Genomic DNA, 26355 nt, shown 5'->3' with positions numbered 1-26355 from the left:
TGCTTTTCTTATCTGAAGGTTCTCTTTTAAATTTCTTTTATAAATAGCTTCTCAGTAATGGGAATATAAATTATAAATTCTGTTCCTTTTCCTAAAACAGAATTAACTTCAATTTTACCCCCATGTATTTCTTCCACAATTTGTTGTGCGATCGCTAGTCCTAGTCCTGTGCCTTTTCCCACTTCTTTTGTAGTAAATAAATGGTCGAATATGCGTGCTTTTACATCTTCGTTTATTCCTGTGCCATTATCAGCAATTGATATTTTTAAGGTATAATTTTCAATGATAGCTCTAACTATAATTTGATGTGGATTTAGCTTAAAATGCTCAAAGCTCCGACCTCTACTCGACTCATCTAAAGCATCAATAGCATTAGCTAAAATATTCATAAATACCTGATTTAATTGTCCAGGAAAACACTCGATTGGCTGTAAATTTTCGTATTCAGTTACAACTATAATTTCTGGACGTTGGTCATTCGCTTTCAGGCGATGTTTGAGAATTAAAATTGTACTATCAATGCCTTCATTGATGTTAAATGGCACTTTATAATCTTTATCGCCCCGGGAGAAAGTTCTTAAGCTGGTGCTGATATTTTTTAATCGCTCAGAAGCTATAACCATTGCATCAACCATGTTTGGTATGTCTTCTAAGTTATAGTCTAAGTCAATTTCTTCAGCATGTTCGAGAATTTCTACTTCTGGATTCGGTAAAGCTTTTTGATATAATTTTAGGTGTTCAGTGATATCAGCCAAGATAGGTTTAGCTTGTTGGAGGCTAGTCGAAATGAAGCCGAGGGGATTGTTCATTTCGTGAGCTACTCCAGCAACTAAGTTACCTAGTGCAGACATTTTTTCATGTTGGATCATTTGCAGTTGGGCTTGTTGCAGTTTTTGCAGAGCATTTTCCAGTTCTTGAGATTTTTGCTTAATGGCAGCTTCAGCACGTTTGCGATCGCTAATATCAATTAGAATTCCATCCCATACCATTTCACCATCCTCGCCGCGTTCTGGTTGAGAAGCAGCTTTTACCCACTTGATATTCCCATTGGGTGTAACAATGCGCCACTCATGCTGAAATGGGGTAAGATTTTGTGCTGACTCAACAACTGCCTGAAAGGCCTCTGCTCCATCGTCGGGATGTTCAAAATCACGCATGCTACATTTCCCTGACAGGAAATCTTCTGCTGGGACTTCGTAAAGAGGTTGACACCCAGAACTGACGTAGGGTACTGAAGCTGCACCATCGGCTTTAATTCGGATCTGATAAATCATGCCAGGAATATTATCTGCTAGTTTCTGAAAGCGGGCTTCACTAAGCCGTAATTTTTCTAGAGATTGTTCTAACTTTTGAGTATAAATTTGTGCATCTTGATAAAGACGGGCGTTTTCTAGAGAAATGGCCGCTTGGGTACAAAGAAAGTTGAGAATGAGGATGCGATCGCTTGTAAACACACTACTAGTAGAACGATTCTTTAAATACAAAATTCCAATTAAGCGTCCTTGATTGAGAATTGGCAAGCACAACAAACTTTTTGGTTGTCGTTGACTTAAATACTCATCAATTACAGGTAAATTGGTTTTGAGTTCGTCAATCATCACAATTTCTTCGGTGTTTTTGACGTACTGGATCAACTTAATTGGTAAGTTAGGGTTGCCCTCTAAAGGTTCGGCACAAAGTTCTGTGTTTTCGGGTGTAGCAATGGCTCTTACCAACCATTTTCCTTGAGTATTAGGTAGGATTAAAGCACAACGTTCGCCCCCAGAATGTTGCAGAATAATTTGTGTTAATCTGTGCAGTAGTTCGTCCAGTTGAATCGTGCCGGAAATGGCTTGAGAGGCTTTGAGGATAGCAGCAAAATCAAAGCTACTAATGTCAGTGCTAGAAGAACGACCCAAATGAGTGGAATTATGAACCGAGAGCGGGCGACTAACGCTGCTCGATATCGTTTCCAGCATTTGCAGTGATTGTACTCTCTGCTGGAGAATAACGCGTACTAAATCGGGATAGCGGTTTTCCAAATCCTCGGTTTTGGCTTTTGCGCCCCAACGAGCGTAACAGTAGTACGCCTCCTGCATATAGCCTGCTGCCACCTTCTGTTTGCCCCAACTTAGATAAAATTTAGCGGCCAGTTCATTGCTGAGTGCTTCATCTTGCAGATAACCATGTGTTTTGGCTTGGGCAATAGCTAAATCGTAATGTTCCATCGCCTCAGTAAATTGACCAAGCACTCGATAGCGTTCTGCTGCTACAAGTTGCCAACGATGTTGATGATTGAATGGAGCATGAGTAGCCCAAATTTGTAGTTTTTCTTGATGGGTATTGATTCGCTTTAAAATGGCTGATTGTTCTTCGGCATTAACATCGGTGTAGCGTGCTAAATGAATTAAAGCATCATAAAAAACTCGGACAACTACGACGAAATAGCCAGTTACAGCATTACTATACTGTTCTGCTAAGGCTGCTTGTTGTGAGGCTGCTTCGTATTCTCCGAACAAATAACAGAGAACAGCTTGATTGAGATGAAGATAGAATAACCCCGTGCGATTGCTGGCAGCTTGGAAGCTGGGTAAGATTTGGGCGGCATTGAAGACTTTGCCCTGTAAACAATAGGGAACTTCCGCTTGTCCTAATAAATTGAGAATCGCTTGCTGGTAGCATTCATAATATTTTATCGTTGCTTCTTGTTTGACCTGGCTGATGACTTGCTGATGAATTTCCATTTCCTGTGCCAAATCATTTAATTCTCGACCACTCCAATAGCTACACTGACTATATGACACTAAGTTCAACGCTACGCATACCCAATCTCCAGTTTCTAAACCGCTCTGATAAGCTTCTAGTAAACATGGGATACTGTGATGTAAAGGTTCTTTCCAATGGCGAATAAAGCTGTTGACAATAAAATAAGCTCTGCTTTTAAAAGCGTTAATCTGGTGTTGTTCTAGTAACTTTAATGAAAGTTGTCCAAACTCATACCCAGCATCAATATCTCCGATAAAACCACAAAGAGTCACTCCATAGTCTGCATAGGAAAAAATGGCAATAGATGAATTGCCAAACTGGATAGCCATCTCCACTTGCTTGGATGTGAGTAGTGGTAATAGTGTCGGTTTAGCAATGTACGCAGAGGAAACCAGTGTAGTCATTATTTGCATAGCTGCAAGTTGATGCGGATCGCTCATCGCAGGCAAATCCAGCAAACTTAAGGGTGCGCGCCCCATCCATAGTTGCCTTGTCTGTTGGACTGCTGCGCTAATATCTGCCATCATTGGCTGTTCGGGAAATTCCACACCGAGTAATTTCAACACTTGCAACCCAGTATCAATTACTTTGGCAAATTGACCTTGAGACCGGAATGCCGTCATTCGGGTTTCATAGACTTTGATAGTATCAAGCAAAGAACTAGCAGATTGCAATACAACGTCACCCCATCCTGCCAGCTTGTCAAAGTCTGTATTGAGGCAGGCAGCTTCTAAACGCTCATTATGCAGATTCAGGGTTAATCTGTAATGTTCTGCCCAGGTATCAAAGGGCAGTAAGTCAATACCTTGGGTACAATATTTGACAGCAGCATTATAGGCGATCGCTGCTTTGGCTTTGCGCCCCGCTAGCAAATTCAGTTGTGCTAACTCCAATTTTTTGTCAAGCTGAGTTATCAAATTAATGCCTATATTCAAGTGATTGACAATTTCAAAGATATTGTCTAGTTGAGTTGTAGGCGTATTAGCGTGCAATAATTGACCGATCGCCAAATGAGTAGCTTGTTTTTGGTCTTCGGGAATTAAATAATAAGCAGCTTGTTGGACGCGATCGTGCAGAAAGCGATAAGCAACTTTTTCGATATTGTTAGTATTAGCTTCTTGCTCATGGCTGAGATAAAACTTATAAACTTGACTTTGCGGTAAAATCAATCCTTCCTGTAAAGCCTTCCACAAAGCATCTGCCACTTTCTGTGGCGATTGTTGTGAAACAATTGTCAAAGTAGTTAAATCAAAAGAATTACCAATACAAGCAGCTAACTTCAGGATATTTTGCGTTTGCTGAGGCAATTTCTGTAACTGAGTAGCCATAAATTCCACCACATCATCAGTCACAGATAGCGCATTAACTTGGGCAAAATCGCATTCCCAGTAACCTTGCTCGCGATTAAATTTAATTTGTTTATCTTCGTATAAAGCCTTGAGAAACTGCGTGGTAAAAAAGGGATTGCCTTTAGTTTTGCGATTGATTAATTCTGTTAGAGGGCGCGATATCTGTGTCGTACAATGTAAAGTATCAGCCACTAACTGATTGGTATCATTCAAGTCAAGGGAGGCAAGAGTAATAGTATTAATAGTCTTACCAGTTTTCTTGAGTTCCTCCATCTTCAACATAAATGGATGTACGGCTGACACTTCATTATCTCGATAAGCACCTAACAAAAGTAGATATTTTTGATTCTCCGTCAGCAGTTTAATTAACTGGAGAGATGCCAAATCTGCCCACTGTAGATCATCCAGAAACATCACTAATGGATGTTCCCTTGTGGTGAAGACAGCAATAAACTTTTGAAAAAGTAAATTAAACCGATTTTGTACCGCCGTTCCCGATAGTTCTGGTGCAAGTGGTTGTTTACCAATTACCTGTTCTAATTCTGGAATTACTTCAATCAAAACTTGCCCGTTCTCTGCAAGAACTTGAAGAATTTGATTGCGCCAGTGTACCAATTGTGCATCTGATTCTGACAACAATTGCGCCATTAAGTCGCGTAAAGCTTGCACAAAGGCGGATAAGGGAATATTACGATTGAATTGGTCAAACTTACCTTTGATGAAATAACCCTGCTGACGGGTAATTGGTTTGTGGACTTCATTCACGACAGCAGTTTTCCCAATCCCCGAAAACCCCGCTACTAGCACGATTTCTGATGTGCCGTGAGCCACACGCTCAAATGCTTGTAATAAGCTTGCTACTTCTGCTTCTCTGCCATATAACTTTTCCGGGATCAGGAAGCGATCGCAGACATCCCACTGACCGATTTCAAAATCTCTAATTTTTCCTGTATCTTGGATTTGGGCTAAACAAAGTTCTAAATCATGCTTTAATCCCAAGGCACTTTGATATCTATCTTCGGCGTTTTTTGCCATTAACTTCATGACAATATTCCATAAAACCTTTGGTATTTCTTTGCTTATGGCTTCTAGCTGCGATGGCATTTTTGCCAGATGACAATGTACCAATTCCATCGGATCATCACAATTAAATGGTAACTTTCCAGTTAATATTTCATAGAATGTTACACCCAGAGAATAATAATCGCTGCGGTAGTCGATACCACGGTTCATTCTGCCTGTTTGTTCTGGGGAAATATAGGCGAGAGTTCCTTCTAAAACATTTGGATTTTTAATTTCTTGGGTTTCTTTAGGTAATAATGAAGCAATACTAAAGTCAATGAGTTGAATTTGTCTTGTATGGGGATAAATCAGAATATTTGCTGGTTTAATATCTTTATGAATAATGCGACTTTCGTGTAACTCGTGGATAATACGGACTAGTTGAATAGCAATATTTAAAACTTCTATTAAGGATAAACTTGAGTTTTTAATGTATTCTCTTAAAGAAATTTCTCCAATATCTGCCATCACCAAAATATAGCTATTGCCATAGGTTTCCAGCGATAAGGGATGAATAATTCCAGCAATGTTGAGATTTTTACTGATTGTATACTGATGGCGAAATTGTAGTAATTCGTTAAAACTGGGATACTCTAAGGTCAAAAGTTTAATAACGACTGGAAGTTGGTCTGATTGGCGGATAGCTCGATACACGTTGGTTATAGAGCCAGCATACAGTTGAGAGTTAATTTGATATCCTGGAATGATGGGGATAGAGTTCATAGTCGTTATCTATACATACCTTATGACAGGATTTTGTTTTCCTTACTGACATTAGTATTCCCATCAACTTGATGTTGTATAACGCTATCGAGAGGAATTGATGGTTATTTTCGGGAAAACCAATACTTTTTGGTCAGAAGCAAATCATAGCCGCAATGAATTAACTTAAATTATTCAGCGAGGTGGAAAGTGAAAAAGGAGTACGATTCTCCCTATCAGTAATTCATGCGCTCGACGACAGTGGGCGTTTACACCGAGAGCAAAGACGCAAAATAGTCCCTCATAACAATTTGCTGCTTTTCCCAATTCGCAATGCCAGAAATTTATACCAAGTTGAAGTCAAAGATATTAACTTCGCTGCAGCAGTAGCCGTGCATTGTTAATTTTCGTATGCTGCTTGATTGTTATTCATTTTCCCCTTTCCTAACTAGGGGTAGTAATGCTAGATTTTCTGCAATACTTCAGGGTAATTTATGAACAAAGGCGAACTAGTGGATGCTGTAGCAGCAAAGACCAACATCACAAAAAAGCAAGCTGATGAAGTAATCAGTGCTTTTTTGTCAGCTGTTACCGAGGCTGTAGCTAATGGTGAAAAAGTAACGCTCATAGGGTTTGGTTCATTCGAGCGACGCGTTCACGAAGTGTGCCGAAGGTATCGCTCAGAACGCGAAGGGCGTAATCTCAAAACGTGAACGACACAGACGAGGTGGGGGTTATGTGAATGGAAAAGACAGTTATCGCACTCTGGAAGTTTCGGCATAGTACTATAGCAATCTGATTTGATTTCTGAATTAATCGTAGGGACTAGGGACTAGGGACTGGGGACTGGGGACTGGGAAGAAGGAATAAAGCTGTACTGAGTTTTTTTCAAAAATCAAATATGAGTTTTATAGTTTATCCACTATAGTTAGGGTTGCCTACCGTAAATGCTTGTCTACGCACTTCCAATGTTTCTTTTCTATGAGACATGAGCGCTTGATTTTTTAAGGATGGTCGGATTATCTAACCCTCAATCATGTTGACTTTGGAACAAGCTCTCCAGAAGTGTAATTTTGACTAGAAAATAATTTTTTATCAGATGCTAGGGATTTATGAACAAAAATAAAACTGCTGGATATCTTCTTATATCTGTTGGCGCGATTGGCATATTTAGCCTCGTTATATTAAGCATCTTTGGTATACAGATTCTACTTTTCTCGTGTTCGTGGAGTACAACTCAAGGAAATTGCTTTCTCCCAATAGCGATTTTATTAGTTATTACTTCTGTCCTTAGTATTGTATTCATAATGATATTTAAACGTGGGCTAAAAAATTTGAAATCTAGAAAAACCTCTTTTGAGAAAGACAGCTAATCTTCAATACTTTCTAATTGTTTAGAGAGTAAGAATTGCTTGATTGTAGTTCTTCAAGACAACCAGTGATTTATAGCGCCAGCCAAGATGAAGCATGGGGTTTATATTGATTTTCTCTAAGAGGATGTCTGAAAAGTTTTTGAGAGGTAATTTTAATCACGCAAGTTGTTTGAGCATCAGACGAATCATCGCAACGTAAACAAAGGTTTCTGTCGTTTCCGGTAAGATTTCATAATCTTTACTTAATCGTCGACACCAATTAAACCAACCAAAAGTCCTCTCAACAAGCCAGTGTTTGGGTAATACAACAAAACCCTTCTGTTCTTCGTGGCGGGTGACAACACTTACAATCCATCGATAGATATCAATCACCCAATGCTGAAAACCCTTACCACGATAGCCGCCATCAACCCAAATTGTGATTAAACGACGGAAGCGATGCCTACGGCGGGCTACGCCTACGCGGACTTGATCGAGTTTGGAAAAAACTAGTTTGGCACCTGCTTGCTCGCTAACATTGGCAGCAGTGATGACAACAACGATGAGTAAACCAAGTGTATCAACAAGTATATGGCGTTTTCGTCCCTTAATCTTTTTGCCAGAGTCATAACCAACTTCTTGCGATACCAAAGTTGGCTGTTTCAATGCTTTTAAGGTCTATTCAGCTTTCCCAACGACTGTAACAGACTTTTGACTGTCTCTTCCAACGAATCGGAATATACCCGACCAATGCGACACCGAACAGCCCCGCCGCAGGCATCGCAAATCATCCGCATCTGCTCACACTCGGCAGGCAAGTAGTTGTACGACTTCAGGTACTGCAATCCAACCGTATATTCCCCATCCCAAGTTCTGACGGTGCAACTGAATTCGCTCACATGGTTGACAATTCCCCAACACCCACCTTTACCTCTCAGTTCCGGGTTTTATGCGGCAAGGGTTTGGCACACTTCAACAATCTAGTAGCTGTTTATGTATCACATGTAGACAAGATAGTTTTTACCGTCCTGTTTCACCTATCTGATCTGCATCGTCTGCTACTCCATTGCGAAAGCGTACTTCTAAGCCGTGTTCTTTTTCCCAGTCACACTCAGCTATCAACTCAAAGGTAGCAATATGCAGGTCATACTCAACGTGGGGCGGCACATAGATATATGAGAAAGTGACCTGCTCCCAGACCTGAATGGGATTAGCCAACAGAGGCATATATTCATCTCCAATCATCTCACGATATACATTATAATTTTGCAACACCAGAGGAGCAGTGATGCGTAACACATCGGGTGGCAAGGCTAGAGCTTGCCGAATAGCTTCACGCTGAAGCGATGAAAGTTCCCCAACCTGCCCCTGTTCAAAATCCACACAAATCGGTACACGGCGATCGCCTAAAACAGCACATTGTGCTAAAGTCCAGTGGTTATCTTCGATTATAATCTGTCCAAATTCAGCATCGTAGTAACTCTTTGGGGGTTTCATCATCGAATGGTACTACCTTTATTCATCAAAATTATGAAAAAATATGTTGATCTTTGTTCGTAGTTAGCTGATGACAGTACTGGCACCTATCCTTGAAAAAACTGTGGGTAAGATTCGCTTTTGTGTAGATGATGTCAAAAGCCCAGAGGAGCGATTACCTGTAAAAAGTGCGAAATTTCAGTTAGAAAAGCAATTAGGGAAACAACTGCTGGCATTTAGCCATAATGATACGTTTGAGGTAATTCCAGACCAAGGTATTCATTCGCTGGCGCTTGCTGTTCACACTGCCTTTAGCGAACACCGCCCGTTATTGTTAACACCTGACATTATTTGGATAACATTATCACAAGGATTTGCTCAACATATCAACAATCATGCAGAAACATTGCGATCGCGCTTGGTTAATCACCAGGGGAAACAACAACTGATAGTTGAAACTCGACAAATACCCAGCCATCCCCAGCACTGGAGTCAAGCAGTTCAAGAATGGGCATTGCATATCCGCAATTATGTAGGAGCGGATTTATATCGATTGCTAGAGTGTAACTTCAGTACTACAACACCCATCACTCACATAGCTAGTCATGTCGTAATTATCAATGCCTTCCAAAAATATTTTGACTATGTAATGTACTGCGTGTGTGGCATTCCTGAGATTACGCTGTTGGGTACTGTAGAAGATTGGCAAAGTATCAGCGATCGCGTTCAAATGATGGCTGAGTATGATTTAGACTGGTGGACTGCTCGTTTAATGCCAATTTGCCGAGAATTTGTGGAAACAGCTTCAGGCAGCACATTACACAAGCACCTATTAATTGGTCGGAATTTTATACAAACTTTTCTGATGCAGTTCCCAAAGAACACATTCAAATCCTGGAGCGATTTGATGGAGCCATACTTTATGCTAATAGCGGTCATTCTTGGCAAATTCCAAGTTCTCGTTTTCCCGTAATCTACTGATGCGTAAGCGTAGCCCGCCGCAGGCATCGCTGATTAGTTGCATCTGCTGACATTCCGACTCCAGGTAGTTCAGTGGCTTCAAGTGGTCGATTCTCACGGTGTATTGTCCATTCCACGTTGTCACTGTACAGCTGAACTCGCCTACATGGTTGACAATGCACCAATTCCCGCCTTTTCCTCGTAAATTAGGATTATCCTTAGCAATGATTTGGCACACTTCTCCGACACAGTAAGGATTTGGCGCTTTGGTGCGCTCCATTATTCGATCCACCACATCTTTTACAATTCTACAGTGGTAGGGTGCAAAGGTGAAGAAAATGCGGCTTTCTCTGACCCTTTTAGTTAAATTGATAAACATTGATATTTATATTACAGTACAATTTTGATTAACCCAATTATCAGGAATTCTTTCTAAAATACCAGAACCAAATACCTTATTCATTTCTAAATATTCTAGATGAACATAACCAATATGACAGTGACAAGTTTGGTTGGTACAAGGTTGTTCAAACAAAGCTATTTCCCAGGTAGAATCGTAAATATTACCAATTGCTGTTTTAATAAAATGACATCGGTACATTGTCCCGTCACCATCAACAGAAATCACTGATTCTCCAGCCCGACAAGAATACCCAAAGCTAGGATAATGTTGAGTGTTTAATTCATATAACGGGTCAATAGATTGAAAGAATTCTCGATTTTCTGGTGATAAATTAGGAAGTTCAGCTTTCACAGCATTAATCCACAAATAAACGTGGTTTGGTAACTCCTGACGTAAAGCGGCTATTTCTGTTTTAAACTTGGGAAAACCGACAACTCCAACGCTGAATTTTATATTTTTGTTGTCTAGATTGAGGCATTTTTGTAAGAAGCGATCGCGTGACACCCATTCTGAATGAAAAGTTGCCCAAAGCGCCAATTTATCTTTGTTACATTCCTCTACCCAATCTAAGTGACAAGATAGATTAGTTTGAATTGCTGCTTTATTAACATTGGGTAATTGCGTTAATTTTATCAGTGCTTGCTGATAGTAAGAATGGATTAATGCTTCTCCCCAAGGAGTAAACAGAATTGAAAATTGATGTTGGGAATGTTGGAAAATAAAATTGACAAATCGTTCTAAAGATTGTTTATCAATTGCCAATTCTGCGGCTGTTTGTTGGCGTTTAGCAAAGGGGCAATATTCACAACCGTAGTTGCAACTCATTAAAGGGCCGCGATAGAGGATGGTGAGGTGCATATTAGTTTTAAAGTTTAAAATTTAGTTTTTAGGATAGATGTTTACCCTACTATTTTAGAAAAATTTATATTTAAATTATTCGGCTACTGTGCAGTAGCGATCACCTTCATATTCATAAACTCGATTACCTTCTGCAATGACACGAACATCCATTTCCCAAAGCAATTCAAGCATTTCATCAGTTACATAAGTTTCTGATATATTGAGGATATCCAATTGGTTGATTATAGGAGAATTAAGTAAAAGTTCTGCTCCTTCATCAGTTAAATTTCCGAGAGAAATGTCAAACACTTGAATTTTTTGCAAAACTGGTGCTTGAACTATTTCACGAACTATCTCATTACTATATTCACTATTGCGTAGCCCTAAATATATAAGATTAGGGAATAAATCTCCATAAAGAAGAGGAGCTAAATCTTCAACAGAACAAGTGCATCTATAGTTAAGGCTACCCAACCATATTTCCAGATGTTCTAATGCTGGCAATTGAAGAGAGTACAATTGTAATAGAGATTCTTTCCGCAGTCCTCCTGTTTCTATGATCAGAGCCTTTAATTTATTATGTCGTGTTGGATTGAACATCCTATGAGTATTACCACCACGAATCTTTAATATTTCTAAATTAGGGTACGCTTCTAATACTGGGCTGATATAGTTATGGCTCATTTGAGAAATCATCCACTCATCATCTGTGACATCGCCTATGAATACAGCCTTGAGATTAGTTAATTTATCCTGAGCATTCACAAGAAAATTAACAATATTTTGTGATGAATCACTTTCAAAAACGTCTGAATGCCACATTCCGAAAACTAACGCTTCTACCTGGTCAACTCGTGAATCTTCTAAAAGTAATTCAAGTTTATCTGCAATAAATTCGTCTCCATCTCGATTAGTTCGGAAAGCGTATGCAGTTCCTACAGGGTCAGTTATACCAACCTGTGGATCATACTCTTCTACTTTGCGATTTGCAAATTTTTGGGAGTGCGATGTTATGAAACTCGATCCTTTACGTTTCTCTAGTTCCCAGCGTTCTTTTAAAAACCAAGGTTTATAACTTTGCAAAGCCGCTATAGCTTGAGGTTCATTTCTTTCACTTAGTAAAACACAAGCATATCTTCGTAGCCTTCCTGATTTATCTTGTAAAGATTGAATTATCAAATCTAGACCTGATGCACCATATTGAAGTGCATCATTCAGTGCTTCTTCTCGGTCTTCTATAAACTGACTCAATAAACGTCTCTTGACACCTTCGATACCACCTAATACAACATCATAAATAGGTGCTGTTTCTCCTCCAAGCACTGCATCAAATTCTCTGGGTTGATTTTGATTGTTTGTCATATTTTCTCCAACGGTAGATGTAATGTAAATATCTGTAAAAACGCGATCAATTGCTTCTCTACAAATATTTTTTAAACCCTACTATTTCAATTCATAATTCTGCATTAATTCCTGCACTTTCTCAGAAAATAACCACGCGCCAATAGTGTCAGAACGCTCAATTCCAAATTCAGTTAACTGCAAAATATCCTCATTTTTTATCGCCAAATTCAAAGCAAGCAGTTCTGAAAAATCTGGAAAATCAGCGTATACTTCACTACCAAATTGCCGACGATAAATGGCACAATTCAATCCTTTATCGGAAAGCAAAGATAACAAAATATACCGCCGACGTTGTTCTTCAGCATTTAGTTGAAAGCCATAGTGCGCGTATTCAAATAACTCATCGGCTGTTTGAATATATGCTTGTAAAATCTCGCTGATTCCCTTTGCTCCCACTGCATATTCGTTGGAATAGTGCAAAGTATTAGTATAGGAACGTGCGCCACAACCTAAACCAATCATACTGTCGGCTTGACAGCAGTAGACGGGAGATAAGGGAGAAAGATTGCTAGATTGTCCCTCTTCTAAGCGTCGAAACATCCGCATGGAAACTTGCGTATATCCTTGTGACAATAATAGCGATCGCCCTTCCCGATAACAAGCTAAACGAATATCGTCCCATTCTCGATCTGTGCGTCCCAAACCTGTGAGCGATCGCACGTATAATGGATATAGATAAATTTCCTCTGGTTTAAAGCGCAAGGTAGCTTGTATTGATTGCAACCAACTATTTACTGTTTGTCCGGGTAAACCGTAAATCAAATCAATATTTAGAGTGGGAAATCCCATTTCTTTTATCCTTGTCAGCGTTGCTTCTACCTGAGTAGTAGATTGACGGCGCTGGGTTGCTAAGACTTCCGAATCGATGAAGCTTTGGACACCAATGCTAACACGATCGACGGCGTGCGATCGCAACAACTTTAACTTATCCTCAGTGGCGGTTTCTGGCGAAACTTCCACAGAAATGGGAATTTCCTGTAACTTTGCACCCATCGTACTTTCAGCAATATTGAGAATAGTTTCGAGGTGCTGAATCGGTAATTGGGTGGGAGTTCCGCCACCAATAGCGAACCTAGCAAATGACGCATCACCCAACACCGCCTTCATTCGTTGCGCCTGTCGCTGTAAGGTGCGGACATATTGACTCATAAAATCTTCATTGTGGCTGACTGTGGTAAACAGGTTGCAGAACCCACAACGCATTTCACAAAACGGTATATGTATGTAGAGAAACAGCGCTTGTCTATCTTGCTGCGCCCAAAGTTCTGGGAGATGCACAGGTGGAGTGAGGGGACGGTAAGCTGTTTTGTGGGGGTAAGAATAGACGTATGCTTGATAAGGAGACTCGGTAATTTTCGATTTAAGATTTTGGATTGTCAGCATAAGATTTAAAAGAATTTAGAACTCTGCGCCGGTCACTGAGCGTAGCCGAAGTGCTGCGCCTTTGCGTGAGTTTTCATAAAATAAACTCTGCATAGGGAACAGTCCAAACCACAGGATGGCTAAGTCGATGTCCAGTGTAACCATCTTCACCATAAGTTGTCCCGTGGTCGGAACACAGAATGCAAAAAGTAGAATGCCTTTGTCGTATAATATTCCAGAGTTTGGCTAATTGGCGATCGACATATTCCAAAGCTGCGGCGTGAGATTCAATGGTATCGATTTTATCTTTGGTATTGGGAAGATAGAAATAATTTGGTTGATGCAAAGCAGAAATATTTATAAATAAAAATATGCGTTGATTATTTGGCGTTTTTTCTAAAATTTCTCGCGCCAAATTTACCTGATTTTCTGTAGATTGGGGGTTAGTAACACCTAATTCTGGACTCCAATAACTTTCAGCAAACATTGAGGGAATTACATTACCTAAAGGGTTGCGTTTGTTGAAAAAACCAACTCCACCAATGCAAACTGTATGATATCCCTTTGCAGCTAATCCATTAACAATATTTGAGCTATCTAACACACAAGTTGTATCAGTTGTCGTAGTACTTCCTTCAAATCCCAAAGCAAAAAGACGGGGGTGAATTCCAGGTGTTACAGGTGTGGGTAAAAAGCCTGCGAAAAACGCATGATGAGAAGCATAAGTGAAGTTTCCGGGTGAATGACGTTCTTCCCAACCTGTTTTAGGGAGTACTTTTGCTAAGTTTGGAGTGCGTTTTTCTGCGAGTAAATCTTTGGCTACGTCGTAACGTAATGTATCTAAGGTGATAAATAAGATATCATGAGTTCCGACGATTTGATTGATGTTGAACATGGTAATAAAAATTATGTTCTATAAATTTTAAAATTACCTGTTTTGTATTTATGGATGATAGCGTTGATTTTATCTTTGTCATACTCCAAAGATGTGCGCTCTTTAGAGTTAGTGTAACTATATATTGCATCTCGTTCAAAACATTCTGCGATTGCATACATTAGAGTTGTCAAACTTGAGAAGAATGTCCTTCATTTTAAATGTTGAATAGAAAAATTTTCATCCTTATCATTGAAATGAAATACAGGATATGTTATTTCATCTATGCTAACAACATAATAATCACCTCCTAATTGATGAGAAAATAAAAAAATACGAAGAAAATTAGATAGACAACCACGTATTCTTAAGTTTTGAAAATCAGTTATTGCTTCTTCTAAAGAGCTAAATCCTCCTATAATACCATTCCATGTAGCAAAGCCAAATCCTATATCATCAGATAATCCATTTCGCCATTGATATAGCTCATATAGTTCTTCTGGTAACTTAAAAGGTAAATCTTTAGTTATTTGATCAATTTCTTTACGGGTTAAACCTGGTTGTAAAAGCAAAGCAATTTCTGGATCTTTTTCTTCTAAGCTTTTTAATATTCTGTTTAAAGATTCTGTTAAAATAGAGCTTTTTACCCTTTTATTTCCTCCTAAAACTACACCATAAATAGGAGGTGGCGCTTCTCCACCAAGTACTGCATCAAATTCCCCAGGTTGATTTAAATTGTTGTTCATTTTGGTTAATCCTAATTTATAGTCACACCCTACATTTATTTTGCCAAAATCGCCTTAATTTCACTGGTATAAGTATCCATTCCATTCCATAAAATACCCGGTAACAAATCGCCAAAAGCATTAATCTCTAAAATCGCGTGAGTTTTCCAATCTGGTAAAATTAGTAAATCAACTCCACAATATAAACTATTAGGAAATAACGCTGCTGCTTGTTCGCAAGTTCGCTTCATTATCTCCCAATTTTCTACACCAAGTTTTGCTAAAAATTCCTCAGTATTTCCCCGTTCATTTCCCAAATGCAAATTTGTCATGGGACTTTTACCAAGGCGAACAACGATATGCTGTGCTTCACCATTAATAACCACCACACGCACATCAAAACCACATTCTTGTAAATGTGCTTTGGGTAGCCATTCTTCAGCTTGTACGCCTTCTGCTGTCAAAATGTTGATAATATCGGCAATTTCTTCGCGGTGAGTATAGTGCCTAATTTTCCGGGAGTTGTAAAGCAGAGTTTGCCCATTTTCTCGCACTCGTTCAACAGTGGTAATAGCTGATTCAAAACGCGAATTTGCACGGTAAGCAACGACTCCAGAAGCGGCGGAACCGTGAGAAAGTTTGACGAATACTCGTTCTATTCCCTGCATTTGCATTTGTTCGCGTAAATGTTCGTAATTGTGGATTTTACCAAGCGATCGCGGAACGGGGATATTATGACGGCTGAATCTTTCGTGACAAGCAGGTTTGTCAAACATCACAGCGATATCTTGGGGATGGTTCATAAACTCGCCATTTGTGAGAAGGGGAGTAAGCTGTGTTTCCCATTTTTGCAACAGATACCGCCAGCCTAAATACCACTGTCGCGGATAGAGGATGAGTCCTTTATCAAATTCTAATTTTGTCGCGGCTTCTGCACTGATATGTTGATGACTGGAAGTAGAAAAAATTTCCCTACTCCCTTCTGCAATGATGGCTTTATCAACATCAAAGTTTTTTTCTGGAGAGTCGAAGCGGATAATAGTGTTGGGTGTATTGAATTGTTCGAGAGTTTGTTTTCCTGCTATTAAGTCGGCGTAATCTACTACCGTGGCTGGTGGTAAGTTGAAATGGGCGATCGCTTGTTGGAAGAAACCGACACGGCGGTTTTCGGGGTTAGCGATGAGGATGAAGTTTAGCATTATCTAATATATTATTTATTCGTGGAGGGCAGAATAGCGATCGGCAAATTCAGATTCTTCATTACTCATGCAAAGCAGAGTATCGCGATCCTCCACATCCTCTTTCGATTTCATCCTCTTGATCGTCTGCAATCACCTGACAATTAAGCTGTAACAATCGTTTAACCATACTTTCTGATACACAATTTTTAGAAATGTTGAGGGTGTGAAGTTGATTTTTGTTCATGACTTTAAGTTATTATTATGAAATATGTTTATTAACGCTAAAAGTTATGGCGATAAGACTTCTGTGATTCCGCAATTACTCGACACTTCAGTTTAGATAACTTATCCACCATGTCTGGAGATAAATGATTCTTACTAACGTTGAGAGTATGTAAACGATTTATCACTCGACTATTAAATAAAGTTTCAGCACCTTTATCTCCCAAATCTCCATCCGAAAAGTCAAGTCCAATTAGGCGATTTAGTATGCCTGAATTGACCAGGGAAGAAGCAATATCGTTATAATCTTTACCACATCTCAAGCCTAAATATCTTAATTTAGGAAAACAAGTAGCAGAGTAAATATGTTTTAAATAATTTATATCTATATTTCGTCGTATGTTAATGGAACAAAATTGTGACACCCTAAATCAAGATACTCTAATCCAGGTAATTCAAGTTTGCCAAAGTTCTGAATAAAAGCACTACTATCAATAATTAATGTCTTCAAATTATTGTGTTGTACGTTGTCAAAAATAATGCCACAACACCCTCTTATTTCTAGTAAGTTGAGGTTAGGATAAACTTTTAAAACTCTGCTGTGATCTCTTATCACTCTAGAATTATTACCAAGAAAAATGGACAAAGCTTTGAGTCCAGTCAAATACTTGTAATTCTCTAATAGAATCTCAAAAATTATACGATTTTCTTCCCCGTCAATTTTTATAGCTATTGCTTGAAGCTGATTAACTTGGGAGTATTGTAATAGTAAGTTAAATTCTTCAATAGTCTTCAATTCATATCCGATACTTGCTGTATTAATAAGAGGATATCTAGGGTTAAAATCCTGAATTACCCAATCTTTTAAAGTGGTAAATAGCTCTAGCTTATCAAAATTAGATAATACTTGTTTTATCTTGATTCGTGAACCTTTCAAGAATGGCTCTTCTACCTTTTCTTCCAATAAATTATAGGCAAGACTCCGCACCTGTCCAGAAGAATCATTTAAGGCTTCAATTATTAAATCTAAGCCTTCCTTACCGTAATTTGCTGCCTGAGTAATGCCTATACATCGTATTTCTGCAACCGAATTTCTCAACAGAGTTTTTACCCCTCCGATTCCTCCTAAAACTACACCATGAACTGGTGGTGGCAATTCTCCACCAAGTACTGCGTCAAATTCTCCGGGTTGATTAGAATTATTATTCATAGCTAAAATTGAACTAATTAAGAGAAAGTTTCTGAACCCGCGCAGGCGGGTTTTGTCTGTGTAGCCGCGACTTCCAGTCACCCATTACTGTAAATTTCACTCAGAAACAGAACAATAGCGGCCATCGATATAGCGATCGTCATCTTCTTTTTTCTGATTATTTGCCAAAACACGTACATCCAAACCAGAGAATTTATCAATCATTTCCTGGGATAAAAAGTTTTCTGAAATATTGAGAATATCAAGATTATTTATCGCCGAACAATTTAGTAATTCTTCCGCACCAGCATCAGTCAGCGTTCCCATTGAAAGGTCAAGTACGCTGATATAATCAAGAATTGGAGAACCTACAATAACGCTGACTATTTCATCGGTAAATTGGCTATTGCGTAATCCTAAATAAACTAGATTGGGAAATTTTTCTGCAAAAATAATCGGATTTAAATCTTCAACCCAACAATCTCCGCCGTAATCTTCACTACCAAACCATAATTCTAAATGTTCTAAAGCTGGCAGATTCATCTGACAAATTTGGGCAACAGTATCCCGACTTAAACCCCCAGTTTCAACAATCAACGCTTTGAGATGATTGTGTCGTATCGGCGGACTAAATTGTAAACGATCGCCTCCACGAATTTGCAAAATTTCCAGTTTAGGATAAGCTTGCAAAATGGGACTTATATCGCTTTGTTGAATCCAAGATATTTCCGAATCCTCAGAAGTAAGATCGCCAATAAAAACCGCTTTGAGATTAGTTAAACGTTGTTTAGCATCAACTAAAGCTTGGACAATACTACTTGAATCACTCTGTGATGTTTCTGCCCACAAACCAAACACTAAAACTTCTAATTTGTCGGCGTTGGTTTCTTGTAGAAGTCTACTAAGTTTCCTGGGTAAATTATCATGATTTTGATTTTCATATTCAAACCTGAGAGCATAAGCATTGTTAACAGGTTCAACAATACCTACATTTGCATCAAACTCTATAACTTGCCGATTAGCAAATTGAGTAACACGATCATTTTTATACCCTTGATACTCGTTAAATCTCTCTTCCAAGTTCCAAGGTTTATATGCTTGCAAAGCTTGTTTGACTTGCCGTTCTGTTTTTTGTTTTAATAGTCGATAAGCAAAACGCTGTACCAATCTCGATTTATCTTGCAATGCTTGAATTAATACATCCAACCCTGCATCACCATATTTCAAGGCTTCGCTGAGTGCAGCAATTCGGACTGTAATCACAGGATTTGATAAAGAACGTTTAACCCCCTCAATTCCTCCTAAAACAACTCCATCCACAGGAGGCGGAGATTGTCCTCCCAACACTGCATCATAATCTCTGGGTTGATTTTGGTTGTTTGTCATGGCGTTTTACCTTTTGAGTCCTTATTAGAATTCCCAAAAATGCGGAATACGCATACATTAATCTCTCAAGTAAAAATACGAGCAACGTAGACGATCGAGGAATGAAAATGTTTTCTATGGAAAGCCTTTTAGGATTTTTGGCGTTACTTTTGATTGTTCCAGCAATTAGCGCTGCGATCGCAACCACTGCCAATATGATTAATCACCTCACCAACGGAACGGATATCAAATTCAGGTGGACGAGAGATTTAAAATGTAGAAGTGTAACCTTGTCCATCCCCGCTTAACAAAAGGTTTAGCAGAATTATTTGCTATGCCTGCTATAGTTATGTTGTCTTTAAGCAAGTCCCCACACTTTAATAGTTTTTTCCCAACTGCTACTACTAACCAGATTCTGCCCATCTGGGCTAATTGCAAGACTCTTAATAAGAAGAGATTGGTGCCCTCTTAGCGCGTTCATCTGCTGTCCGGTTTGCAAATCCCATACTTTGATTGTATTTTCCTCACCGCCGCTAAAGAAGGTTTGTCCGTCTGGGCTAATCGCTACACAATTAACTTGGGTTTGATCTCCAATAAGAGTGTAAATTTCTTTTCCCGTTTCCAAATCCCACACTTTAATAGAACCGTCCCAACTACCGCTGACAAGAGTTTTTTTATCACCAGTGAGGGCAACGGAGGTAACTGCTTTTGAATGTCCCTTCAAAATATGGATTTGCTTTGCTGTGGGTAAATCCCATACGGTGATGCTGTTGTTCTGACTGCTACAGACCAATATTTGTCCGTCTAAGCTGATTGCGAGACAACAAATCTCACTCTGATGAGCATAGAAGTTGTAAAGTTCTTTTGCCATCTGCCAATCCCAGGCTTTGAGTGAATAGTCGCTACTAAAAAGAATTTGCCCATCTGGACTAACGGCTAGAGCGTAAATCGACGTAAATCTTGCTTGTAACCTAGTACGCAAAGTGCTAATTTTTTTTCCAGTTTGCCAATCCAAAACCTTGATAAAATTCTTTTCCTGTCCAACGAAAAGAGTTTGACCATCAGGGCTAATGGCTAGGGAATTAATATAATATCCATCTCCGTCGAGCGTGCGAATTAAACGTCCTGTTGCAAACTCCCATACTTTGATTGTTGTGTCCCAACTGCCAGTGAAAAGAGTTTGACCATCAGGGCTGAAGACGACACAGCTAACAAACCTTGAATGACCTTCCAAGGTACGCAGACATGTAAGCTTTTGCCAAGGATTGTACTCGCGTAACGCCTGTTTTATAAGAGGTTCTTGTCTTTGCCTTAACAGCGAGTAAGCAGCCCACCTAACTTGTGTAACTTCATTTTGCAAAGCTTGGATGACTAAATCTAAGCCTGCATCCCCGTGCTGGAGGGCTTCTTTTAACGCTGCAATCCGATTTTGTGGGGCAGTACTGGCTAACCGTTGTTTGACTCCTGGCAGTCCTCCTAAAACTGCTGCATCGCCTGGGGTAGGTATTTGGCTACCTAAAACAACATCAAAAGGTCTTGGCTGGTTGGGATTTTGTGACATGATGGTTTCAGCTTGCACTACTGTCTATCATTCCCCTGGATTGATAAAATGCGATCGCTCTATTGCGCGTGTAAGTAACCGTCTAACCATGAAGATTGTGCGTAAATTATGTTAAATCTTATTGACTTAAACTAGTACATTTGTTTTAATTTATTGGCGAAAGCTCTCACGTATTTATTTGTACTAGTGCCAGTGTTAATTGTCGTTGGCTAGAATTTGGTACAACACGATCGAAACCCTAAAAAATCAAAAGAGTCTATTTATGGCTGAGTATCAAAAAATTGAGTATCGCATTGGTAAAGATGGGAAAATTACTGAAACAGTAATCAATTCTTCTGGTTCAAGTTGTACAAGTACAACATCGGGAATTGAAAAGGCTTTAGGAGAAGTTGAAAATCAAGAATTATTGCCTGAGTATTACGAAGGCGGTGAGGGCGATACAGTGGCACAAAACCAGTCTCTCAAACAAATCTAAGAGGGATGCAGATAGGAATGTTTTCTCTTTTAAGCCTTTTGACAATCGCAATAGGGATTTGCACTCTATTGTTGATTATTCCAGCAATTAGTGATGCGATCGCTCGCCAAGCAGACTTGGAAACTAACAAGTTAGAATTGGCGCGATGTCTAGCAACAAGCAGGTTAGCATCTACGCAAATTGAGTTACTAGAAAATGAACTAAAGGCAACACGCAAAAATTACTTAGAAGAGCAGCAAAAAATAGAACAGTTACTTGCTGAAAAAGCAGCGCTATATCAGGAAGGCTTGCGACTACATGAAGAATTGCAGCAGCAGCGTCTTGAACTGACAGACGAAATACGTTCTTCGACATTTGAGCAATTGCAGACATTGTTAACAAACTATCCCAGCATCCATCAGATGGTGCAGGTTAAACCAGAATTACCTGCGAAAAATCTGCTTTCGATGTTTACCTCTTTAGATAACCTCCTCAATAAATGGGGTTACGAACAGATAGGGAAACCTTGGGAACAAGTACCTTACAATCCTCAAATTCATCAACCAGACACAGCAGATATTGCTGAAGATGAGTTAGTTTACATCCGATTCGTTGGTTATCAACATCAAGGAAAAATTCTTGTCCCTGCGAAAGTTAGTCGCACTTTGCCCGGAGGAGGGAGATGAGGGGGATGAGGAGGATGAGGGAGATGAGGGAGCAGGGGAAGCAGGGGAAGAAGAACTATTGATTATTACCCAATTCTCCATACCCAATGCCCCATGCCCCATGCCCCATGCCCAATGCCCAATGACAAATGACAAATGACAAATAACAAATGACTACAGTAATAATTGATTTTGGTACGAGCAATACTGTTGTTTGTACTACTGATTTGATTACGCAAAAACCACGGACGTTGAGATTTGATTCGATGTCGCGCCGCTTTGAGGTTGGGACAGAACAAGTTAGCGTTGTACCCAGTTTAGTATTTGTGGAAGGGCGCGATCGCATTTCTTTTGGTGAATCTGTACGCGCTAAACGCTTAGGGTTTGCCCAGCCTGAACGCTGTTTTAGAGCTTTCAAACGCGATTTGGCAGCAGATTTTGTCCCACCTCCCCGACAGTTGGATGGTAATAGTTACAGCGCTGAGGTGGTTTCGGAACTGTTTCTTAAGGAAATTTGGCAACAAGTTGAACAGCAATTACAACCCAGTAGCGTTATTTTCACAGTTCCCGTTGGTGCATTTGAGCGATATCTTGACTGGTTCCGCAACTTGGGCGACAAGTTAAATATTCCCGCAGTGCAAATTGTCGATGAATCTACCGCCGCAGCCCTTGGTTATGCTGTCAAGCATCCTGGTGCTGTGATTTTGGTGGTTGATTTTGGCGGCGGTACTCTAGATTTAAGTTTAGTACGAACTGTCAGCGCTGAATCTGAACAGCAAGTAGTACGTGCCGAAGTTATCGCCAAATCTGATGCTTTTATTGGCGGCATAGATATTGATACATGGATTGTCGAACATTACCTGCAAAAAATTGGTTCCTCTCGTGCTGAAGTTGGAGAAATCGGTTTTATGAATCTGCTGGAAGTTGCAGAAAGGGTAAAAATTCAACTTTCGATAACAGATGAGGCGAAAGAAGCTTGGTTTGATGATGAAAATTTTATGTCCCATGAATTGCAATTACATCGGGATGAATTAGGCGAAATTTTAGAAAATCAACAATTATTAGAACAGCTAAGACAAACCCTAGATGAAGTATTAGCGATCGCACTTGCTAAAGGGATCGGTAAATCTACAATTGAACAAGTTTTATTAGTGGGTGGTACTTGTCAAATTCCCGCCGTACAACAACTAGTAATTTCCTATTTTGGACGACAAAAGGTAAAGTTAGACAAACCCTTTGAAGCTGTCGCACATGGCGCATTAGCTTTAAGTGAAATGGCAGCAGTCGATGATTACCTGCGCCACAGTTATGCTATTCGTCTTTGGGAACCCCACAGCAAAAGTTATTCTTATTTAACTTTGATTGAAAAAGGGGCAAAGTATCCAGGGGCGCGTTCTGAAGCTTTAACTCTGCAAGTTGCAACAGAAGGACAGCGAGAAATTCGTCTCGATATTGGGGAAGTAGCAGAAGTTTCCCAAGCGGAAGTTTATTATGATACTCAAGGAAGGATGACGAGCAGCCAATTAGTAAAACAAGATAGTTATCGCTCTTTGGAAACTCATCATCAACAAGTATGTGTTGCTCATATCGAACCGCCTGGGCAAACGGGAATAGACCGAATACAGGCACAATTTGAAGTGAACGAACAACGAGTATTAGTAGTGACGGTAAAGGATTTATTGACGGGAAAAATGTTAGTTGATAGGGGAGCGATCGCCAAACTAAAATAATCTCCACTTTGCGTCCTTTGCGTCCTTTGCGGTTTGTTTAAAAAAGAACCGTAATCAAAAATGGGAATACTACTAAGAGGATGTCTGAAAAGTATCAAATATTTGTTGATCCCCCCTAACCCCCCTTAAAAAAGAGGGGAATAAGAGTCTTAAAGTCCCCCTTCTTAAGGGGGATTTAGGGGGATCTCCAAGGGTTAGGCGTATACAAAAAAACTTTTCAGACATCCTTTAATATAGCGGTTTGTAGTTGAATCCAATACAGACCTAACCCCAACCCCTTCCCTACAAGGGAAGGGGAGTAAGATTCAAAGCCTCTCTCCTAAAAGGAGAGAGGCTTGGAGAGAGGTCAAAACTGTACTGCACCCAAGCGAGAACCCTTATAGTAAATTGGTAAAAATGCGATGACAGAGAATCAAAATCAACCTAAAGAATATGATGCCGTTTTAGGTACTCAAAATTCTGCCCCAATTGGCAGTGTTATTTTAGGCGGACTCGAAGGTGTTAAAAGCCGCTTGAAAAGTGTAGATATAGAAGCGCGAATTGCCGCATTAAAAGAGGCACTCAATTACGGAGAAGCAGGTTTAGACTTAGTAATTCAGACTTGGCAATATGAATCAGGTAATTTCAAGTGGGCTGCCTATTCGTTACTTCGCCACAGAGAAGAAGCAAGAGTCAAACAGGCATTACAAAAATATAATCCCTGGCTAAATATCACTTGCCTCCACACTTTACAACAAGATTCAGGCATTAGAGCTATTGCTATTAGCCCAGATGGGAAAACTTTTGTAAGTGCCGGAGATGCCATTAATCTTTGGGATTTGCATACCGGACAACTTCAACCTATTTCTATGGAAGATTTCAACGTTAATTCCTTAGCTATTAGCCAAGATGGAAAAACTTTAGTTAGTAGAGGAGGAGGTAGTAGAGGCGCATATTATGATGACGGACACATGCTCAAAGTGTTGGATTTACAGACTGGAGAATGTAAAAAAAACTTAGATGAATTTGCTTTCAGCGTTTTTTCTCTAGTTATTAGTCCAGATGGAAAGACGCTTGCCTGTGGCAGTCAAAATAGAGGAATTAATGTTTGGGATTTGCAGACAGAACAAATTATACGTACCATTAGTGGACATTCAAACTACTTAGTTCAAGCGTTAGCTATCAGTGCCGATGGAAAAACTCTCGTTAGTGGTAGTAATGACGCAACGATTAAAGTGCGAGATTTTGAAACTGGAAAGCTGATACACAGGTTTAAAAAATATTCAAATGGTGTTGAGTCTGTAGCTATTAGCCCAGACGGCCAGACAATTGTCAGTGGTAGTAAAGACAAAACAATTAAAGTATGGAATTTACAGACAAAACAGCTTCAGTTCACACTTGAAGGGCATTCAGGGTGGGTTTATTGTGTAGCTATTAGCCCAGACGGAAACACTCTTGTTAGTTGTGGTAGAGACGAAAATATCAGAATTTGGGACTTGCAAACTGGGGAATGTCAACGCATTCTCAAAGAACATACTGATTGGGTTTATTGTGTAGCTATTAGTCTCGATGGCAAGACTCTGGTTAGCGGGAGTAGAGATGAAACTATCAAAATATGGGGTATTAAGTCATAAAAAAAGTTGCGATCGCACACTTCAATAAAAACTGCGATCGCACTTCTGTTATTGAAAATAGTTACCCCATGTAAAGCGTATTTATGAAATTAGGTGATTATGGCGATCGCACTCAATCATCCCATCATATTACTAAAAAATAATTTAAGATATAAACTGCTATCTTGCTAATCAAATCATCAAATGATTGACCACGATCGCCTATTTAAAGAACTTCTTTCCAACTTCTTCCCAGAGTTTATCGAGCTATTTTTTCCAGATATAAGCGCTTATTGGGAGAGAGATTCAATAGAGTTTTTGCCACAAGAGATATTTACAGATGTGACTGAGGGAGAACGGAAAATACTCGATATAGTTCTGCAAGTTTCAGTGAGAAACCAAGATACTTTATTTATCATCCACACTGAACATCAATCTTATTCCCAAACTAACTTCAATCAGCGAATGTTTACATATTTCGCTCGACTGCACGAAAAATATGCCCTCCCAGTGTACCCAATAGTCATTTATTCTCATGACTCTCCGCAAACACCAGAACCGAACTCTTATCGCATAGATTTTCAGGGCAAGCGGGTGCTGGAATTTAATTATGAAGTTGTCCAGCTAAATCAATTAAAATGGCAGGATTTCGTCAATCAGAGAAATCCTGTAGCTAGCGCGTTGATGGCGAAAATGCAGATGGATGTTCAAGAACGCCCAACAGTAAAACTAATGTCGCTACAATTGCTAGCGAATTTGGGACTCAACCCCGCACAAATCCAATTAATTTCAGGGTTTATTGATACATATCTCGATTTGAATGCTCAAGAAGAAATCATGTTTCAAGAACAACTTGCTAGGATTGAACCAAAGCAGGAGGAAATAGTTATGCAAATCGTCACCAGTTGGATGAGACAAGGTATACAGCAAGGCGAATTTACGCTGATTTTACGCCAACTAAACCGCCGTATAGGTGAAGTGAATCCGCAATTACAAGAACGTATTCAAACTTTGTCAATAGATGAGTTAGAAAATTTGGGAGAGGCTTTACTAGATTTTACAACTGCTGCTGATTTAGAAGCTTGGTTTGAGGGTAGATAGTTAGGGTTTTTCTCTCTTTTCTAGATGAAGGGGTTAAGAGC

General features: G+C 39.5%; 20 protein-coding genes and 2 pseudogenes. 8 read left to right on the top strand and 14 right to left on the bottom strand.

The window, feature by feature from the left end; all coding sequences use genetic code 11:
- Positions 1-26: 26 nt before the first annotated feature.
- Positions 27-5879 (bottom strand): AAA family ATPase, encoded by a 5853-nt coding sequence (locus tag RMZ42_RS19780; protein WP_322672994.1) that lies wholly within the window; start codon positions 5877-5879, stop codon positions 27-29.
- A 473-nt stretch (positions 5880-6352) separates the two neighbouring features.
- Here RMZ42_RS19780 and RMZ42_RS19775 point away from each other — a divergent pair.
- A pseudogene (locus RMZ42_RS19775) lies at positions 6353-6568 on the top strand (HU family DNA-binding protein); the annotation flags it as partial.
- An 819-nt stretch (positions 6569-7387) separates the two neighbouring features.
- On the opposite strand, the pseudogene RMZ42_RS19770 reads toward RMZ42_RS19775, so the two are convergent.
- The 3 genes and pseudogenes from RMZ42_RS19770 to RMZ42_RS19760 all read right to left on the bottom strand — a co-directional run.
- Positions 7388-7855 (bottom strand): annotated as a pseudogene (locus RMZ42_RS19770) (transposase); the annotation flags it as partial.
- A gap of 26 nt (positions 7856-7881) precedes the next feature.
- On the bottom strand, positions 7882-8109 hold the full coding sequence (locus RMZ42_RS19765) for a hypothetical protein (RefSeq protein ID WP_322672991.1): 228 nt from the start codon (positions 8107-8109) through the stop codon (positions 7882-7884).
- Positions 8110-8230: 121 nt separating this feature from the next.
- A complete protein-coding gene (locus RMZ42_RS19760; RefSeq protein ID WP_322672990.1) occupies positions 8231-8710 on the bottom strand; it encodes a DUF6985 domain-containing protein in 480 nt (159 codons plus the stop codon).
- Positions 8711-8777: 67 nt separating this feature from the next.
- On the opposite strand from RMZ42_RS19760, the gene RMZ42_RS19755 reads away from it, so the two are divergent.
- Complete coding sequence (locus tag RMZ42_RS19755; protein ID WP_322672989.1) at positions 8778-9659, top strand: DUF4419 domain-containing protein; 882 nt, start codon at positions 8778-8780, stop codon at positions 9657-9659.
- Here RMZ42_RS19755 and RMZ42_RS19750 read toward each other — a convergent pair.
- The 9 genes from RMZ42_RS19750 to RMZ42_RS19710 form a co-directional block, all read right to left on the bottom strand.
- On the bottom strand, positions 9612-9926 hold the full coding sequence (locus RMZ42_RS19750; protein WP_322672988.1) for a hypothetical protein: 315 nt from the start codon (positions 9924-9926) through the stop codon (positions 9612-9614). The genes RMZ42_RS19755 and RMZ42_RS19750 overlap by 48 nt on opposite strands.
- 105 nt (positions 9927-10031) lie before the next feature.
- A complete protein-coding gene (locus RMZ42_RS19745) occupies positions 10032-10907 on the bottom strand; it encodes an STM4011 family radical SAM protein (RefSeq protein ID WP_322672987.1) in 876 nt (291 codons plus the stop codon).
- Between the two features lie 75 nt (positions 10908-10982).
- A complete protein-coding gene (locus RMZ42_RS19740) occupies positions 10983-12251 on the bottom strand; it encodes a HEAT repeat domain-containing protein (protein ID WP_322672986.1) in 1269 nt (422 codons plus the stop codon).
- Positions 12252-12332: 81 nt separating this feature from the next.
- On the bottom strand, positions 12333-13676 hold the full coding sequence (locus RMZ42_RS19735) for an STM4012 family radical SAM protein (protein ID WP_322672985.1): 1344 nt from the start codon (positions 13674-13676) through the stop codon (positions 12333-12335).
- A 73-nt stretch (positions 13677-13749) separates the two neighbouring features.
- A complete protein-coding gene (locus RMZ42_RS19730) occupies positions 13750-14550 on the bottom strand; it encodes an STM4013/SEN3800 family hydrolase (protein ID WP_322672984.1) in 801 nt (266 codons plus the stop codon).
- Between the two features lie 191 nt (positions 14551-14741).
- A complete protein-coding gene (locus RMZ42_RS19725) occupies positions 14742-15275 on the bottom strand; it encodes an SMI1/KNR4 family protein (protein ID WP_322672983.1) in 534 nt (177 codons plus the stop codon).
- 35 nt (positions 15276-15310) lie between these two features.
- Entirely contained in the window at positions 15311-16453 is a 1143-nt protein-coding gene (locus RMZ42_RS19720; protein ID WP_322672982.1) for an STM4014 family protein, read from the bottom strand.
- 589 nt (positions 16454-17042) lie between these two features.
- Positions 17043-17867, bottom strand: a complete 825-nt coding sequence (locus tag RMZ42_RS19715; RefSeq protein ID WP_322672981.1) for a hypothetical protein — start codon at positions 17865-17867, stop codon at positions 17043-17045.
- Positions 17868-17963: 96 nt separating this feature from the next.
- The gene (locus RMZ42_RS19710) at positions 17964-19232 is read right to left on the bottom strand and encodes an STM4015 family protein (RefSeq protein ID WP_322672980.1); all 1269 of its coding nucleotides are present in this window, start codon (positions 19230-19232) and stop codon (positions 17964-17966) included.
- A gap of 101 nt (positions 19233-19333) precedes the next feature.
- Between RMZ42_RS19710 and RMZ42_RS19705 the strand changes: the two genes are divergently transcribed.
- Positions 19334-19519, top strand: a complete 186-nt coding sequence (locus tag RMZ42_RS19705; protein ID WP_322672979.1) for a hypothetical protein — start codon at positions 19334-19336, stop codon at positions 19517-19519.
- A 50-nt stretch (positions 19520-19569) separates the two neighbouring features.
- Here RMZ42_RS19705 and RMZ42_RS19700 read toward each other — a convergent pair whose 3' ends face one another.
- The gene (locus RMZ42_RS19700; RefSeq protein ID WP_322672978.1) at positions 19570-20772 is read right to left on the bottom strand and encodes a hypothetical protein; all 1203 of its coding nucleotides are present in this window, start codon (positions 20770-20772) and stop codon (positions 19570-19572) included.
- 262 nt (positions 20773-21034) lie between these two features.
- On the opposite strand from RMZ42_RS19700, the gene RMZ42_RS19695 reads away from it, so the two are divergent.
- The 5 genes from RMZ42_RS19695 to RMZ42_RS19675 all read left to right on the top strand — a co-directional run bounded on the left by RMZ42_RS19695 (position 21035) and on the right by RMZ42_RS19675 (position 26314).
- Positions 21035-21247 carry a DUF2997 domain-containing protein gene (locus RMZ42_RS19695; RefSeq protein ID WP_322672977.1) on the top strand — a complete coding sequence of 71 codons (213 nt, stop codon included), beginning with the start codon at positions 21035-21037 and terminating at the stop codon, positions 21245-21247.
- Between the two features lie 17 nt (positions 21248-21264).
- Positions 21265-21912 carry a hypothetical protein gene (locus RMZ42_RS19690; RefSeq protein ID WP_322672976.1) on the top strand — a complete coding sequence of 216 codons (648 nt, stop codon included), beginning with the start codon at positions 21265-21267 and terminating at the stop codon, positions 21910-21912.
- A 149-nt stretch (positions 21913-22061) separates the two neighbouring features.
- Positions 22062-23621 (top strand): Hsp70 family protein, encoded by a 1560-nt coding sequence (locus tag RMZ42_RS19685; protein WP_322672975.1) that lies wholly within the window; start codon positions 22062-22064, stop codon positions 23619-23621.
- 401 nt (positions 23622-24022) lie between these two features.
- The gene (locus tag RMZ42_RS19680) at positions 24023-25234 is read left to right on the top strand and encodes a WD40 repeat domain-containing protein (protein ID WP_322672974.1); all 1212 of its coding nucleotides are present in this window, start codon (positions 24023-24025) and stop codon (positions 25232-25234) included.
- Positions 25235-25417: 183 nt separating this feature from the next.
- On the top strand, positions 25418-26314 hold the full coding sequence (locus tag RMZ42_RS19675; RefSeq protein ID WP_322672973.1) for a DUF4351 domain-containing protein: 897 nt from the start codon (positions 25418-25420) through the stop codon (positions 26312-26314).
- Positions 26315-26355: the final 41 nt, after the last annotated feature.

It is taken from the genome of Nostoc sp. DedQUE05 (genome assembly GCF_034530955.1).
GTDB lineage: Bacteria > Cyanobacteriota > Cyanobacteriia > Cyanobacteriales > Nostocaceae > Nostoc.
The sequence above is the reverse complement of the archived record's forward strand: the minus strand, read 5'-3'. Positions and strand labels throughout refer to the sequence as shown.

Coding starts and splice junctions, on each gene's coding strand:
- RMZ42_RS19710 (WP_322672980.1), bottom strand. CDS start 19,232: ATGACAAACAACCAAAATCAACCCAGAGATTATGATGCAGTGTTGGGA.
- RMZ42_RS19685 (WP_322672975.1), top strand. CDS start 22,062: ATGACTACAGTAATAATTGATTTTGGTACGAGCAATACTGTTGTTTGT.
- RMZ42_RS19715 (WP_322672981.1), bottom strand. CDS start 17,867: ATGAATAATAATTCTAATCAACCCGGAGAATTTGACGCAGTACTTGGT.
- RMZ42_RS19680 (WP_322672974.1), top strand. CDS start 24,023: ATGACAGAGAATCAAAATCAACCTAAAGAATATGATGCCGTTTTAGGT.
- RMZ42_RS19740 (WP_322672986.1), bottom strand. CDS start 12,251: ATGACAAACAATCAAAATCAACCCAGAGAATTTGATGCAGTGCTTGGA.
- RMZ42_RS19675 (WP_322672973.1), top strand. CDS start 25,418: ATGATTGACCACGATCGCCTATTTAAAGAACTTCTTTCCAACTTCTTC.
- RMZ42_RS19720 (WP_322672982.1), bottom strand. CDS start 16,453: ATGCTAAACTTCATCCTCATCGCTAACCCCGAAAACCGCCGTGTCGGT.
- RMZ42_RS19750 (WP_322672988.1), bottom strand. CDS start 9,926: ATGGAGCGCACCAAAGCGCCAAATCCTTACTGTGTCGGAGAAGTGTGC.
- RMZ42_RS19725 (WP_322672983.1), bottom strand. CDS start 15,275: ATGAACAACAATTTAAATCAACCTGGGGAATTTGATGCAGTACTTGGT.
- RMZ42_RS19735 (WP_322672985.1), bottom strand. CDS start 13,676: ATGCTGACAATCCAAAATCTTAAATCGAAAATTACCGAGTCTCCTTAT.
- RMZ42_RS19690 (WP_322672976.1), top strand. CDS start 21,265: ATGTTTTCTCTTTTAAGCCTTTTGACAATCGCAATAGGGATTTGCACT.
- RMZ42_RS19760 (WP_322672990.1), bottom strand. CDS start 8,710: ATGATGAAACCCCCAAAGAGTTACTACGATGCTGAATTTGGACAGATT.
- RMZ42_RS19695 (WP_322672977.1), top strand. CDS start 21,035: ATGGCTGAGTATCAAAAAATTGAGTATCGCATTGGTAAAGATGGGAAA.
- RMZ42_RS19745 (WP_322672987.1), bottom strand. CDS start 10,907: ATGCACCTCACCATCCTCTATCGCGGCCCTTTAATGAGTTGCAACTAC.
- RMZ42_RS19730 (WP_322672984.1), bottom strand. CDS start 14,550: ATGTTCAACATCAATCAAATCGTCGGAACTCATGATATCTTATTTATC.
- RMZ42_RS19700 (WP_322672978.1), bottom strand. CDS start 20,772: ATGTCACAAAATCCCAACCAGCCAAGACCTTTTGATGTTGTTTTAGGT.
- RMZ42_RS19780 (WP_322672994.1), bottom strand. CDS start 5,879: ATGAACTCTATCCCCATCATTCCAGGATATCAAATTAACTCTCAACTG.
- RMZ42_RS19755 (WP_322672989.1), top strand. CDS start 8,778: ATGACAGTACTGGCACCTATCCTTGAAAAAACTGTGGGTAAGATTCGC.
- RMZ42_RS19705 (WP_322672979.1), top strand. CDS start 19,334: ATGAAAATGTTTTCTATGGAAAGCCTTTTAGGATTTTTGGCGTTACTT.